Annotated in this window: 10 protein-coding genes; 5 read left to right on the forward strand and 5 right to left on the reverse strand. The window is 66.1% G+C overall.

The window, feature by feature from the left end:
• Positions 1-192 precede the first annotated feature (192 nt).
• Positions 193-1,023 (reverse strand): DUF6279 family lipoprotein, encoded by an 831-nt coding sequence (locus tag JWQ90_RS01355; RefSeq protein WP_299688210.1) that lies wholly within the window; start codon positions 1,021-1,023, stop codon positions 193-195.
• A 142-nt stretch (positions 1,024-1,165) separates the two neighbouring features.
• Between JWQ90_RS01355 and hrpA the strand changes: the two genes are divergently transcribed.
• Together hrpA and JWQ90_RS01365 are read left to right on the forward strand one after the other, a co-directional pair.
• Positions 1,166-5,134, forward strand: a complete 3,969-nt coding sequence (hrpA, locus tag JWQ90_RS01360; protein ID WP_299688213.1) for an ATP-dependent RNA helicase HrpA — start codon at positions 1,166-1,168, stop codon at positions 5,132-5,134.
• Complete coding sequence (locus JWQ90_RS01365) at positions 5,131-7,440, forward strand: DEAD/DEAH box helicase (RefSeq protein ID WP_299688216.1); 2,310 nt, start codon at positions 5,131-5,133, stop codon at positions 7,438-7,440. The genes hrpA and JWQ90_RS01365 overlap by 4 nt, the downstream gene beginning before the upstream one ends.
• 200 nt (positions 7,441-7,640) lie before the next feature.
• Here JWQ90_RS01365 and JWQ90_RS01370 read toward each other — a convergent pair whose 3' ends face one another.
• Positions 7,641-8,039, reverse strand: coding sequence for a PIN domain-containing protein (locus JWQ90_RS01370; protein ID WP_299688219.1), 399 nt, complete (start codon positions 8,037-8,039; stop codon positions 7,641-7,643).
• Positions 8,036-8,278: an AbrB/MazE/SpoVT family DNA-binding domain-containing protein gene (locus tag JWQ90_RS01375; protein ID WP_299688222.1), complete on the reverse strand. Its 243-nt coding sequence runs from the start codon at positions 8,276-8,278 to the stop codon at positions 8,036-8,038. The genes JWQ90_RS01370 and JWQ90_RS01375 overlap by 4 nt, the downstream gene beginning before the upstream one ends.
• 125 nt (positions 8,279-8,403) lie before the next feature.
• Between JWQ90_RS01375 and pyrF the strand changes: the two genes are divergently transcribed.
• From pyrF to JWQ90_RS01390, 3 genes are all read left to right on the forward strand, one after another.
• On the forward strand, positions 8,404-9,129 hold the full coding sequence (pyrF, locus tag JWQ90_RS01380) for an orotidine-5'-phosphate decarboxylase (RefSeq protein ID WP_366919403.1): 726 nt from the start codon (positions 8,404-8,406) through the stop codon (positions 9,127-9,129).
• 188 nt (positions 9,130-9,317) lie between these two features.
• Positions 9,318-10,709, forward strand: coding sequence for an amidohydrolase family protein (locus tag JWQ90_RS01385; protein ID WP_299688290.1), 1,392 nt, complete (start codon positions 9,318-9,320; stop codon positions 10,707-10,709).
• A 151-nt stretch (positions 10,710-10,860) separates the two neighbouring features.
• A complete protein-coding gene (locus JWQ90_RS01390; protein WP_299688228.1) occupies positions 10,861-12,030 on the forward strand; it encodes a J domain-containing protein in 1,170 nt (389 codons plus the stop codon).
• A 153-nt stretch (positions 12,031-12,183) separates the two neighbouring features.
• Here the strand turns inward: JWQ90_RS01390 and JWQ90_RS01395 are convergent, their stop codons facing one another.
• Both JWQ90_RS01395 and JWQ90_RS01400 read right to left on the reverse strand, forming a co-directional pair.
• The gene (locus JWQ90_RS01395) at positions 12,184-12,612 is read right to left on the reverse strand and encodes a VOC family protein (RefSeq protein ID WP_299688231.1); all 429 of its coding nucleotides are present in this window, start codon (positions 12,610-12,612) and stop codon (positions 12,184-12,186) included.
• 7 nt (positions 12,613-12,619) lie between these two features.
• The gene (locus tag JWQ90_RS01400; protein ID WP_299688234.1) at positions 12,620-13,342 is read right to left on the reverse strand and encodes a queuosine precursor transporter; all 723 of its coding nucleotides are present in this window, start codon (positions 13,340-13,342) and stop codon (positions 12,620-12,622) included.
• Positions 13,343-13,450 lie beyond the last annotated feature (108 nt).

Below are 13,450 nucleotides of genomic sequence, written 5' to 3' on the forward strand. Positions count from 1 at the left end.
CTACAGCTAACGTGCTTTGTTTTCCCATGTAATCGGCGAAAACAATGTACCGTTATTCTCCGAACACGCCACGAGTCTCTTTCATCATCAGGGGTGGCGCGAGTCGCCATGTCCGTTGGGGTGAGCGTAGCGAACCCCAACATCGGCGCGGAACAAACGTTGGGGTTCGCTGCGCTCACCCCAACCTACCGGTTACCGGCTCAGCTCGTCGATCTGCGCTGCCATATCGTTTAACTTGTCACGCAGATAAGCCCGTTGCTTTGCGGTCAGCATGCCGCTCAGATCCGCCAGCAGTTGACGGCTGGCCTGAGTCTGCGGCTCGTTCATTTCGGCGATCTCGCCGGTGAAGGGCGCGAACGCATAGTCCTGCAAGCGCTGCTCGAAGCCGGCGTCGCGGCGCGTCTTCAGCAGCTCGGCGAACTGCCGGCGCCGCGCGGCTTGCGGGTCGGGTGGCGGCCGCTTCAGGCTGTCGGCCCAGAGATCGATGCGCTGGCGTTGTGCGGGCGTCACCGAGCTGGCCCACTCGGCCAGCCGCTCTGCGGCTTCCTTGACCCGGGTTTCGCGCCATTGCGTGTCGTCGAGCTTTTGCTGTTTGCCGGTCTCCTTGGCGGCACGTTTGTCGATCGCCGCCAGCATGTCGCGCAGCTGCGGCTCGCTGAGCGCCGCCAGTGTCGGCGCGGCAACGCGCAGCGATTCCCGCGTCGTACGGTCGGCATGTTCACGCCAGCGCTCGCCGATCTGCTGCAGCTGCTGCACCGTCAGCGGCGCCGCCGCGGTCTGCGCCAGCTCGCGCAAATCGTGGGCATAGAGCGGCAGCTGGCTGCGCCGATGCCAGGCCCACAGCGCGTTGAAACGTGAGTCGAAATCCGCCCGTTGCTGCGGATTCAGATCGACATACCGGCCGATTTGGAAATGGGCTAGGGTGTCGAGCCGGTTGTAGACCAGGCCGATGCTGCTGCAGCCGGCGACGAGCAGCGCGGCCAGCGCGGCCGCTGCAGCGATCAGCTTGCGGGTCCTGGGCACGGGCTACCTCCTGGCGGGCGCGGCGGTTTTGATTTTGAGCCGGACCCGGCCTCGGCTGGCTGGCTTCCGGACCGCTCGGCAGCGGACAATGGCCGGCTCTGCCTCTTATAGCCTGCCTTCGCGGACCTGAACGATCCCCTCCTTGCAACGCCGTCCCGCCCCTGCCGCTGCTGCCCTGCCTGCCGAGCTGCTGGATCGCTATCAGGCGGCCAGCGAGCGGCTGCTGATTGCCGACGAGCGCCGTCTCGGCGGGCTGCTGCGGCGTGCGGCCGGCGGCCAGGCGGTGGATCTGGCGCGCTTCAGTCGCGACCTCGACGCCGCGCTGCTGAAGGCCGAGAACCGGCTGCGCCTGCGTCCGGCGCTGATCACCTTCCCCGAAGAGCTGCCGGTCAGCCAGGCGCGTGAGGAAATCGGCCGCGCGATCCAAGAAAACCAGGTGATCGTGCTGTGCGGCGAGACCGGCTCGGGCAAGACCACGCAGCTGCCCAAGCTGTGCCTGGAGCTGGGCCGCGGCACGCGCGGGCTGATCGGCCATACCCAGCCGCGGCGGCTGGCCGCGCGCAGTGTCGCCAACCGCATCGCGCAGGAACTCGGCAGCCCGCTCGGCCAGCTGGTCGGCTACGAAACCCGCTTCGATCGCCGCGTGTCCGACGCCAGCCTGGTCAAGCTGATGACTGACGGCATTCTGCTGGCCGAGCTGCAGCGCGACCGCGAGCTGAGCGCCTACGACACGATCATCATCGACGAGGCGCACGAACGGAGCCTCAACATCGACTTTCTGCTTGGCTGGCTGAAGCGGCTGCTGCCGCGCCGACCGGAGCTGAAGCTGATCGTGACTTCGGCGACGCTCGATCCGGAACGGCTGGCCAAGCACTTTGAAGGCTCCAAGGGTCCGGCGCCGATCATCAGGGTCGAAGGCCGCACTTTCCCGGTGACGATGCGCTATCGCGAACCCGATCCGGATCTCGATCTGGAAGGCCAGGTCGGCAACGGCATCGACGAACTCTGGGCCGGCGGTGGCCGGCCTGGCGACGTATTGGTGTTCCTGCCAGGCGAGCGCGAGATTCGCGACCTCGCGCGCTCGCTGCCGGGCCGCTTTCCGCGCGCCGAAGTGCTGCCGCTGTTTTCGCGGCTGCCGGCCGAGCAGCAGGACCGCGTGTTCGGGCGCGGCAGCGCGCCGCGCATCGTGCTCGCCACCAACGTCGCCGAAACCTCGGTGACGGTGCCCGGCATCCGCTACGTCGTCGACACTGGTACCGCGCGGGTCAACCGCTATTCGACGCGGCTCGGCGTGCAGCAGTTGCAGATCGAAGGCATCAGCCAGGCGGCCGCGAATCAGCGCGCCGGCCGCTGCGGCCGCATCGGCCCCGGCACTTGCCTGCGGCTGTATACCGAGGCTGATTTCCAGGGTCGCGACGAGTTCACCGATCCGGAAGTGCTGCGCGCGAACCTGGCCGGCGTAATTCTGCAGATGGCCGCGCTGGGTCTCGGCGACGTCGATGATTTTCCCTGGGTCGATGCGCCGGAGAATCGGCATGTGTCCGAAGGCTATCGGCTGCTACAGACGCTGGGCGCGCTCGACGACGAGCGCGCGCTGACGCCGCTGGGCCGCGAGCTCGCCCGCTTGCCGCTGGACCCGCGCATCGCGCGCATCGTCGCCGCCGGCAAAGGCCAGGAGCAGGACGCGGTCTGCGTACTCGCCGCCGCGCTGTCGGTGCAGGACCCGCATGAAGTGCCGCCGGATCAGCAGACCCAGGCGCGGCAGAAGCACGCGGTCTGGCGCCACGCGCGCTCGGATTTCTACACGCTGCTGAACCTTTGGCGCGAGTGGCAGAAATGGAGCGAGGGTGTATCCAACCGCGCGCTGCGCAAGATCTGCCGCGAGCAATACGTGTCTTACCTGCGCATGGAGGAATGGGAGTCGGTCTACAAGCAGATCGTCGACATGACACGCGACAAGAGCGGTACGCGAGCCGAGTTCCCGTCGCAGGAGAAACTCGAAGAACTCTACCCGCAGATCCACAAGGCGCTCGCCGCGGGCCTGATCGACCACATCGGCCTGCGCCTGCCGGCCGAGAAGAACGAGCGCCCGGAATTCCAGGGTCCGCGCGGGCGCAAATACCGCGTTTTTCCGGGCTCCACCTTAGCCAAGAAGCCGCCAGCCTGGCTGCTGTCGGCGCAGCTGTCGCAGACCAGCCAGCTGTTCGCGCGCACCAATGCCGACGTATTGCCGCAATGGCTGTCGGAAGTCGGCGCGCATCTGGTCAAGAAGACCGTCACGCATCCGCTGTGGAACGCCGAGCGCGGCGAAGTGCAGTGCACCGAGTACCACACGCTGTTCGGTCTGCAGCTGCTGAAGCGCAACTGCCATTACGGCTCGATCGATCCGGTCGACGCGCGCCGCATCTTCATCACCGAGGGCCTGGTGCGCGGCCAGTGGGTCGCAAAGCCGCGTTTTCTGACCGATAACCTGAAGCTCATCGAGGACGTGCAGGACAAGGAGGCGCGCATGCGCCGGCCGGATCTGCTCGGCGACGAGTCGCAGCTTTACGCGTTCTACGACGAGCGCATTCCGAAGGACGTCTGCACCGCCAACAATCTGAAAGCCTGGCTGCGCACGGCCAGCGCAGATAAAGGTGATCCGGGCCGCATCCTGAAGATGAAAGAGCCGGACGTGCTGCGTCCCGGCGCCAACGCCGACGTCGAGGATCTGTTCCCCGATCGGATCGACATCGGTGGACACAGGCTGCAGCTCAGCTATCAGCACGATCCCGGCGAGGATGAAGACGGCGTGAGCTTTCACATTCCGCTGAGCCTGCTGTACCAGCTGCCCGATGCGCCCTTCGACTATCTGGTGCCGGGCCTGCTGGCGCCGCGCATCGAGGCCTTGATCCGCAGCCTGCCGATGAACCTGCGCCGCCAGTGCACGCCGGCCGCGGAATACGCCAATGCGCTGTCGGCGCGCATGCAGGTCGACGAAGGCGACTTTCTGTCGAGCATGGCGCGGCATTTCGATGCGATGATCGGCGTCAAGCTGAAGCCGGATGATTTCGATATCGCCAAGTTGTCGGCGCATCTGAAGCCGACCCTGGTGCTCGAGGATGCGCAGGGCAAGGTGCTGGCGCGCGCGGAGTCCTTGAGCGCCTTGAAGAAGGGCCAGGCCGAGCCGGCGCGCGCCGCCATCGCGGTCAGCGCGCAGCGGGAAGATGTCGCCAGGCGCTGGGTGCGCAGCGACGTGAAGGACTGGGATTTCGGCGATCTGCCGGAGCATGTGGATCTGGCGAATGGGGCGCGCGCCTGGCCGGCGCTGACGACGCTGGAAGTTACTCCTGTAGGAGCGGACCTTGTCCGCGATTCTCGACGTCAGCGCGAGCTGGAAGAATCGCGGACAAGGTCCGCTCCTACAGTTCCCGCCATCAGGCTGGCGTTGTTCGAATCACCGGACGCCGCGCGTTCCGCGCACATTATCGGCGTGCGCGCGCTGCTGCTGTCCAAACTCTCCGATCGCGTGCGCGACCTGGTCAAGACCGCGAAATCCAGGATCGGTCTCGCCCTGATCGGCGGCCGCTACGATCCGGACGTGATCGCGCTCGCCGTCGCCGAGCGCGCCGCCGCAAAGACCTGGAAGCTCGCCGAGCTGCGCAGCGAAGCCGCATTCAAGGAAGCAGTGCAGCATCGCGGCGAATTCGGCCGGCTGGCAGTCAAGCTGCTCGACGATGTCTGCGCCTGGCTGCTGAGCGCCACCGAGCTGCGCAAAAGCCTCCGCGCGCTCGACAAGCACTGGCCGGATTCGATCGCCGACATGAGCTATCAGATCGACTCGATGCTGGCGCCGGGCTTCGTCGAAGCGCTGCCGGAGGCCCAGTGGCCGCGTGTCGCGGTATGGCTCAAGGCGATCGGCATCCGTCTGCAGCGTTTGCCGAACAAGCCGCAGCGCGATATCGACATGACCTTGCCGCTGCGCAAGCTCGTCTCGCAGCTGCCAGGGCCGTTCCACAGCGCGCGCTGGCTGCTCGAGGAATGGCGCGTTGCGCAGTTCGCGCAGGAACTCAAAGCCCAGGGTTCGCCCGGTGCCGAGCGCATCGCCGCGCTGCTGAAGGAGCCCGCTTGAGCGACAGCGAGTACACGTCGGTGCCGATTCTGATCGAGGCCGATCCGGTGCCGGTGCTGAAGCTGCGGCTGCAGGATTATCAGCGCACGCTGCGCCAGACCACGCTGCGCGCGGCCTGTGCCTGCGCGCGCCTGAGTTTCGACTATCAAGGCTGGCGCCTGCCGTCCGAGGGCCCGTCGCACGAGCGCGGCGAGAGCGCCGGCCGCGTCTACGAGATCCTGCGCCGCCGCTCCGCGGAGAACGAGGCACGCGAGAAACTCGAGGCGCTGCGCCTGACCAATGCGCAGCTGGTGTCGACGCGCATCCGTCCGCGTCCACCGGGCTTCGGCACCGGCGATTACGTGTTCGAGCGCGGCCGCGACGAACTCGCCGATCCGGATCACTGGCTGGTGCTGTTGCCGCGCTTGTCCGCGGCCGGCTTCAGGCTCGAATTCGATCCGCGCTTTCCGTATTCGATGACCAGCGAGCCGGACGCCTGGCGCGTTGATGTGGCCGACAGCGGCAACCAATGGTTCGATCTGAGCCTGGGCATCGAGATCGAGGGCCGGCGCGTGGATCTGCTGCCGATCCTGCGCAAGCTGATCACCGATCCAGGCTTCCCGCGCCGCCGGCCGAAGAACGAAGCTGAAGACGCCGTGCTGCTGGTGGCGATCGACGATCGCCGGCGCGTTCCGCTGCGCCTGTCGCGGCTGCGCGCGCTGCTGGAGCCGCTGCTGGAATGGCTGGATTCGCCGAACGAAGCCGGCGACAGCCTGCGCCTGAGCCGGCTGCAAAGCCGCGTGATCGAGCAGATCGAGCGCAGCGGCGTGCTGCGTCAGGGCGGCGACGCGTTGCGGACCAGCATCGAGCAGCTGCGCCAGGCCGCGGTCGCCGCGGATGCGCCTGTGGGTTTCCGGGCCGAGCTGCGGCCGTATCAGCGCGAAGGTCTGGGCTGGCTGAATTTTCTGGCCGATGTTGGCCTCGGCGGCATCCTCGCCGACGACATGGGCCTGGGTAAAACCGTGCAGGTGCTTGCGCATCTGCTGGCAGAGAAACAGCGCGGCCGGCTCGGCGGCGATGCCGGCGCCGCACTGGTGGTGTGCCCGACCAGCCTGGTCGGCAACTGGCGCGCGGAATCGCAGCGTTTCGCACCCGATCTGAAAGTGCTGGTGCTGCATGGCGGTGACCGGCGCCGGCATTTCGCCAGCATCGATGCCCATGATCTGGTCATCACCACCTATCCGCTGCTGGGCCGCGATCGCGAGGCGCTGCGCGCGCACTATTTCGCGCTGCTGGTGCTCGACGAGGCGCAGGCGATCAAGAACGCGCGGACGCTGGCCGCCCGCGCGGTACGTGCGCTGCGCGTGCGCCGGCGCATCGCGATGACCGGCACGCCGCTGGAGAATCATCTCGGCGAACTGTGGGCGCAGTTCGACGCGGTCGAGCCGGGTGTGCTCGGCGACGAGAAGCGCTTCACCCGCCACTTCCGCACGCCGATCGAGAAGCACGGCGACGCCGAGGCGCGCGACCGGATGAATGCGCGCATCGCGCCGCTGATGCTGCGGCGGCGCAAGGAAGACGTGCTGCGCGATCTACCACCCAAGACCGAGATCCTGCGCCTGGTCGAGCTGGAAGGCCGGCAGCGTGAGCTGTATGAAACCCTGCGGCTGGCGCAGCACGAAAGAGTGCGCGAAGTGGTGGGTGATCGCGGTGCCTCCGGCAGCAGCATCATCGTGCTCGACGCGCTGCTGAAACTGCGCCAGGTGTGCTGCGATCCGCGGCTGGTCAAGCTCGAAGGCGCGCGCCGCGTGCCGCAGTCCGCCAAGCTCGATCTGCTGCTGACCCTGCTGCGCGGCCTCGCCGATGAAGGCCGCCACGTGCTGGTGTTCTCGCAGTTCACCGAAATGCTCGATCTGATCGCCGCGGCGCTGGACACCGCCAAGATCGGCTACCTGATGCTGACCGGTGCCTCGCGCAATCGCGAAGACCTGGTGAACCGGTTCCAGTCCTTTGAAGTGCCGGTTTTCCTGATCAGCCTGAAGGCCGGCGGCGTGGGTCTGAACCTGACCGCCGCCGACACCGTGATCCACTACGACCCATGGTGGAACCCGGCGGTCGAGGCCCAGGCCACCGACCGCGCGCACCGCATCGGCCAGGACAAGCCGGTGTTCGTCTACCGGCTGATCTGCGCCGGCACGGTCGAGGAAAAAATCCAGGCGCTGCAGGCGCGCAAGGCGGAGCTGGCGCGGGCGGTGTTCGAGGGCGGCGCGACCACCGAACTGCGCTTCGACGAGGCCGATCTGGAAGCGCTGTTCGCGCCGCTGTGACGATGCCTGGGGTTCGCTGTGCTCACCCCAAGCTACCGGCCGTCGGCCACCCGCGATGATGAAACTGGCGAGGCGCTCGACGCGTAGGTCGGCAATCCCTTGCCGACGTGAGGCCCAGATTGCGCATCCAAGGTACACGTCGGCAAAGGATTGCCGACCTACGAGCAGCGTTCCGATCGAGGCAGGCCCGCTACGTCGTCTCAGGCGAAGGGATTGACGACCTGCAGTTGCTTGTCGATCAGCTGGCCGTGCTGCAGGTCTTCGGTATAGAGCGTGTCGCAGCCGGATTGCAGCGCCGATGCGACGATCAGTGAATCGTAGAAGCTGAAACCGTAGCGCTCGCTGACATCCAGCGCGGACTCGTGCAGATCCAGCGTGATCGGCATGATTTCCAGCGTCTGTCGGAGTTGCAGTTCGATCTCGCGCACTTCGGCCGGACTCAGCAGCTTCTTCCGGCGTACCACGTTGGCGAATTCATTGAGTACCTGCACGCTCAGGACATGAGACCGGGCCAGCGCGGTCCGCGCCACCGCGGCCTTGGCCTCGGGGCTCAAGGTATAGAGCAGGACATTGCTGTCGGCGAAAGCGCGCCGGCTCACCGCACGTTGGCCTCGTCGCGATCGAAGCGGTAGTTCTCGGGCAGCCGGCCCGAGAACTTGCGCAGCGGCTCGATGATTTCCTGAGGGCTGGGCCTGCGGGACACATCGAGCCGAACCTGACCTGCGGCATCGCGACTGGGCCGGACCTCCACTTCATCGCCGGGCCGCAGGCCAAGTTCCTGGATCAGGCTGGCCGGCAGGCGCACGGCCAGACTGTTACCCCATTTGGCGATCTGCATTGGAAGCTCCTGGATCAGCCTGGTGGATATACGCGTAGATCAGATGTATATCGTATCGGCGATCCTCAGCCGGCGCCAGCGGGCCGCCGGCCACGCATGAGAAAATGCCGGAGAGACCCTATCGGATGCCTTCCATGCCCGCTCTCCGCGAAACGCCGACCGCCGCCGACCGCCTGATCGTCGCGCTCGACCTGCCCGACGCTGCATCCGCGCGCGGCCTCGTCACCCGGCTCGGCGACGCTGCTACGTTCTACAAGATCGGCATGGAGCTGTGCATGGCGCCGGGTTTCTTCGAACTGCTGGACTGGCTGAAGCAACAGGACAAGAAAGTCTTCGTCGATCTGAAGTTTTTCGACATCCCCGAAACCGTCGCGCGCGCGGTGCATAACCTCGCCGAGCGCGGTGCGGATTTCTGCACCGTGCACGGCAACCAGGCGATCATGCAGGCCGCGGCGGGCGCCAAGACCGGCAACACCAAGGTGCTGGCGGTGACCGCGCTGACCAGCCTCGACCAGGGTGATCTCGACGACCTCGGCTTCAAGTGCGACATCGCGGCGCTGGTGCTGTCGCGCGCGCGCCGGTCCTTGCAGGCGGGCTGCGACGGCGTGGTGTCCTCGGGCCTGGAAGTCGAGCAGCTGCGCAAGGAAGCGCCGCGCGAACTGATCTGCGTGACGCCGGGCATACGGCCGGTCGAAAACCGGATCGATGCCGACCAGAAGCGCGTGATGACGCCGACCGCGGCGATCAAGGCTGGCGCCGATTATCTGGTCGTCGGCCGCCCGATCCGCGACGCGGCCGATCCGCGCGCGGTCGCGCTGGCGATGCAGCAGGAAATTCTCAGCGCCTTATAGCCCGGACGATGCAGCTTTTCGCTCCTTCCCCCGCTTGCGGGGGAAGGCTGGGATGGGGGCGAGACGACAGAGTTGCTCCGCGACTTCGCGCCCCCACCCCCGCCCTCCCCCGCAGGCGGGGGAGGGAGTTACAGCGTGGAGGTCGATTGAGTTTCTTAAGCCGCTGTCTCGCATGTAGCTTGGCCTTGGTGACGACATCGGCGCTTGCCGACCCCGCGCTGCTGATCGCGCACGTCAGCGTGATCGACGCCACCGGCGCGCCGCCGCAGCCAGACCGCGCAGTGCTGATCATCGACGGCCGCATTGCATCGATCGGCGCTCCCGAAAAGACGCCGATGCCGGCGGGCGCGCAGTACATCGATGGCCGCGGCAAGTTCCTGATCCCCGGCCTGTGGGACATGCACGTGCATCTGTTGCGGCGCGGCCGGCCCGAAGCCTATTTCCCGCTGCTGATCGCCAATGGCGTCACCGGCGTGCGCGACATGGGCGGGAATTTTTCCTTCGATGAAATCGCGCAGCTGCGGCGCGAGATCGCCGACGGCCATCGCCTTGGGCCGCAAATCGTCGCTGCCGGTCCGATACTCGACGGGCCATATCCGCAGCTGCCGAGCATCTCGGTGGTCGTCGCCGATGCGGCCGCCGCGCGCATGCAGGTGGACCTGCTGGCGCGCCAGGGCGCGGACTTCATCAAGGTCTACAACCGGCTGTCGCGCGAGGCCTATTTCGCGATTGCCGACGAGGCCAAAAAGCAGCGCCTTCCATTTGCCGGCCATGTGCCGTTCTCGGTATCGGCGCGCGAGGCCTCCGATGCCGGCCAGGCCAGCATCGAGCATCTGTTCAATGTGCTGTTCGCGTGTTCCAGCCGCGAGGACGAGCTGATGCGGATCAAGGCGCGCTCGCTGGCCAGCGACGAATCCGGCGAGCGGCAAAGCCTGCGTCGCCTGTATCTGCACGGCGTGCTCGACAGCTACAGCGAGCCGCGCTGCGCCGAGCTGTACACGCACTTCGTGCGCAACAAGACCTGGCAGACACCGACACTGGTGCAGCGGCGCGCGTTCGCCTATCCGGACGCGAGCCTGGCTGCCGATCCGAACCGCCGCTATGTGCCGCGCTCATTGCGGGCCTTGTGGGACCCGCAGCAGGATCATCGGCTGCAGGGACGCGACGCCGACGACGAGGATATTCAGCGACGCTACTACGAGCGCGACCGCGCACTGATCGCGCCGATGCGCCGCGCCGGCGTGCGCTTCCTCGCCGGCACCGACGCCGGCGATCCGTTTTCGATCCCCGGTTTCAGCCTGCATCAGGAACTGGAAATGCTGGTGGACGCCGGACTGACGCCGATGGAAGCGCTGCAGTCGGCAACGCGCGACGCCGCGGAATTCCTGCATCGCGATTCTCAGTTCGGCAGCATCGCTCCCGGCTTGCGCGCCGATCTGGTGCTGCTCGACCGCGATCCGCTGGCCAGTATCCGCAACACCCAGGCGATCGCGGCCGTCGTTGTCGGAGGGCGTTATCTGCGGCGCGAAGATCTGGATCGGCTGCTGCTGCAGGCGCAGGCGGCGGCCGATACACAATAGCCGCTAACGCGGAAGTGTAGGGCGGGAGCATCTCGCCTTTCGCGGCAAGACGGCGGGATACGCTGCGCTCCTCCCGCCCTACGCGGCTCTTCATATGGACAGCAGATTCACGACACGAAACAATGAGCCGTCCCCGTGTTCCCTCTTGACCATGAAGCAGGCCTCTCTGTTCGACAACGATCGCAGCGTCATCCCGGTAAACCCGGGTGTGGCCGGCAGCCAGCCGATTCTCGGCAAGGAGCAGAAGCTGTTCAACAAGCTGATCGCGCAGATCGAGGCGCTGCGGCAGTCGGTGCAGCAGTGGCGCGACTACGGGTCGGTCTACCAGCGACGATACGCAGACGAGATTGCGCCGCTGAATCAGCAGCTGCGCGACGCGCGCATCGCGATGGTCGGGCTGCTGGACCAGGCCATGAACAGCCGCGAACTGGGCAAGAAGCAGCGCGACAAGGTTCGCGACATCGTGCTCGGGCAGTTGTCGGAACTACTGGGCGAGTCGGCCGACGCCGAGTTGTTGCGGCTGTACGAAAAGCACAGCGATTTCCCGTTCGGGGACAGCGGCGACGGCGATTTCGACGACATCCGGGCCATGGCCGGCGAGATTTTCGGTATCGAGATCGACCCTGAGCATAGCGCGGCCTCGCCCGAGGAGCTGGCGGAGCTGATCGCGGAGCAGGTGGATGCATCCCGGCAAGACGAGCCGCCCCGGGCCAACAAGGCTCGCAAGAAAAACGCGAAAGCTGCTGCACGCGACGCGAGCCGCGAACAGGCCGAGCAGGGTGCCAGCCAGTCGATCCGCGAGATCTATCGCAAGCTCGTCAGCGAACTGCACCCGGATCGTGAGCAGGATGCCGAACAGCGCGCCCGCAAGACCGAGCTGATGCAGCAGGTCAATCAGGCCTACGAAGCCCGCGATCTGCTGGCCCTGCTGCAGTTGCAGCTGCGCATCGAGCAGATCGGTCCGGATTCACTGGCGGGCCTGGCGCAGGAGCGGCTGCGGCACTACAACTTCGTGCTCAAGGAGCAGTTTCAGCGCTTGCAGCAAGAACAGCTGCAGCTGATGGACCCGTTCCTGCTGATGATGGGCGGCCGCATGTCGCGCGGCCTGACCACCGACGACGTACAGCGCGCGATGGACGCCGACATCCGCGAAATGAAAGCGGCGCTCAAGTATCTGAAGGCAGACCTGGCCAGCTTCCGCGACATCCGCAATCTGAAGGCGAGCCTCAGGGATTACCGGATCGGGCAGGCGGACGAAGACGACGAGCTGGACATGATGCTGAGCCAGCTGATGTCACAGCAGCGCCGGCGTCGGCGCTGATCGCCGGTCCCTCGTCATTACCGATGATGAAGCGAAAGCTCAATGATCCGTAGGTCGGCAATCCTTTGCCGACGTGACAGCCCGATGCGCAACCAAGGCCCCACGTCGGCAAAGGATTGCCGACCTACGGATAGCCCGCAGCGGCCGCGATCTTCAAGCCGCCGGATCGGCGACCTCGTCGTAGCCGCGATTCAGGAACTGCAGCAGGCAGAAACCGTTGCCGAAAGGATCGGCGAAATGGGCGATGCGGCCCCAGTTTGCGCTGCGCATCGGGTCTTCGAGCACAGCGCCGGCCGCTAGCGCTCGCTCGATCGCAGGCGGCAGATCGTCGACGACGAAATCCAGATGCACCGGCGTCCAGTGCCGTGTGTAGTCGCGTGTGGCAGCCGATGCGGAGTTGGCGACCGAGCCCGCCGGCTTGACCAGCAGATAGATCGGTGCCGACGTACCCAGCAGCTCGACACCGCCGTCGCCGAAACGACGGCCAATCTTCAAACCGAAAGCGGCCGTATAGAACGCCGTTGCCTGCGCCAGATCGGCGACATCGATATTGACCAGCAGCGAGGCCGTTGCCGATGTCATCGCCGGCTCAGGCCTGACTGCGCCGCTCGCCTTCATCCTTCAGCGAAAACGGATTGAAGTTGGTGTGGGTGTCGTAAGTGTCCACGCCTTCGACGCGCTTGAGCCAGTTCACCACCGCGTAAGTCAGCGGCGTCATCACCACCTCGACGATCACCTTGAACACGAAGTTGAACAGCACCGCGCTGATCAGCGCCTTGGTCGTCCAGATACCGAGAAACGAGATCGGGTAGAACAGCGCCGAGTCGGCGAACTGGCCGACGACGGTCGAGCCGACGGTGCGCGTCCACAGGTGCCGGCCTTGGGTCCAGAGCTTCATCTTGGCCATCACCAGCGAGTTCAGGAAGTCGCCGACCCAATACGCGGCCATGCTGCCGAGCACGATGCGCCAGGTGTTGCCGAACACGGTTTCCAGTGCCGGCTGCAGCACGCGGTTGTAGGGGTCGTCCGCGACCGGCATCGCCAGCACCACGTAGGTCATCACGGTGGCGAAGATCATCGCCGCGAAGCCGGCCCAGATCGCACGACGTGCGCGCGCATAGCCGTAAACCTCGGTCAGCACATCGCCGAAGATGTAGCCGATCGGGAAGAACAGGTTGCCGGCCGAGAACGCCAGCGTGCCGATCAGCGGGAAGTCGTATTCGCAGACCTTGCCAGGCCCGATCAGATTGGAGCACAGCAACACGGCGACGACGCCGCCGACGAAAAAATCGTAATAGCGAAAGCTCTGCATGAAGCCGAATCTCCGGGCGAGCTGATGACGAACTACGGCATGTGATCGAGTCCACATTGTCCACTTTTACGGACTTGTGCGGCGGGCCATTTTGCGCGCAGCCTGCAA

Origin of the sequence: Hydrocarboniphaga sp., assembly GCF_028291725.1 — a bacterium.
Lineage (GTDB): Bacteria > Pseudomonadota > Gammaproteobacteria > Nevskiales > Nevskiaceae > Hydrocarboniphaga.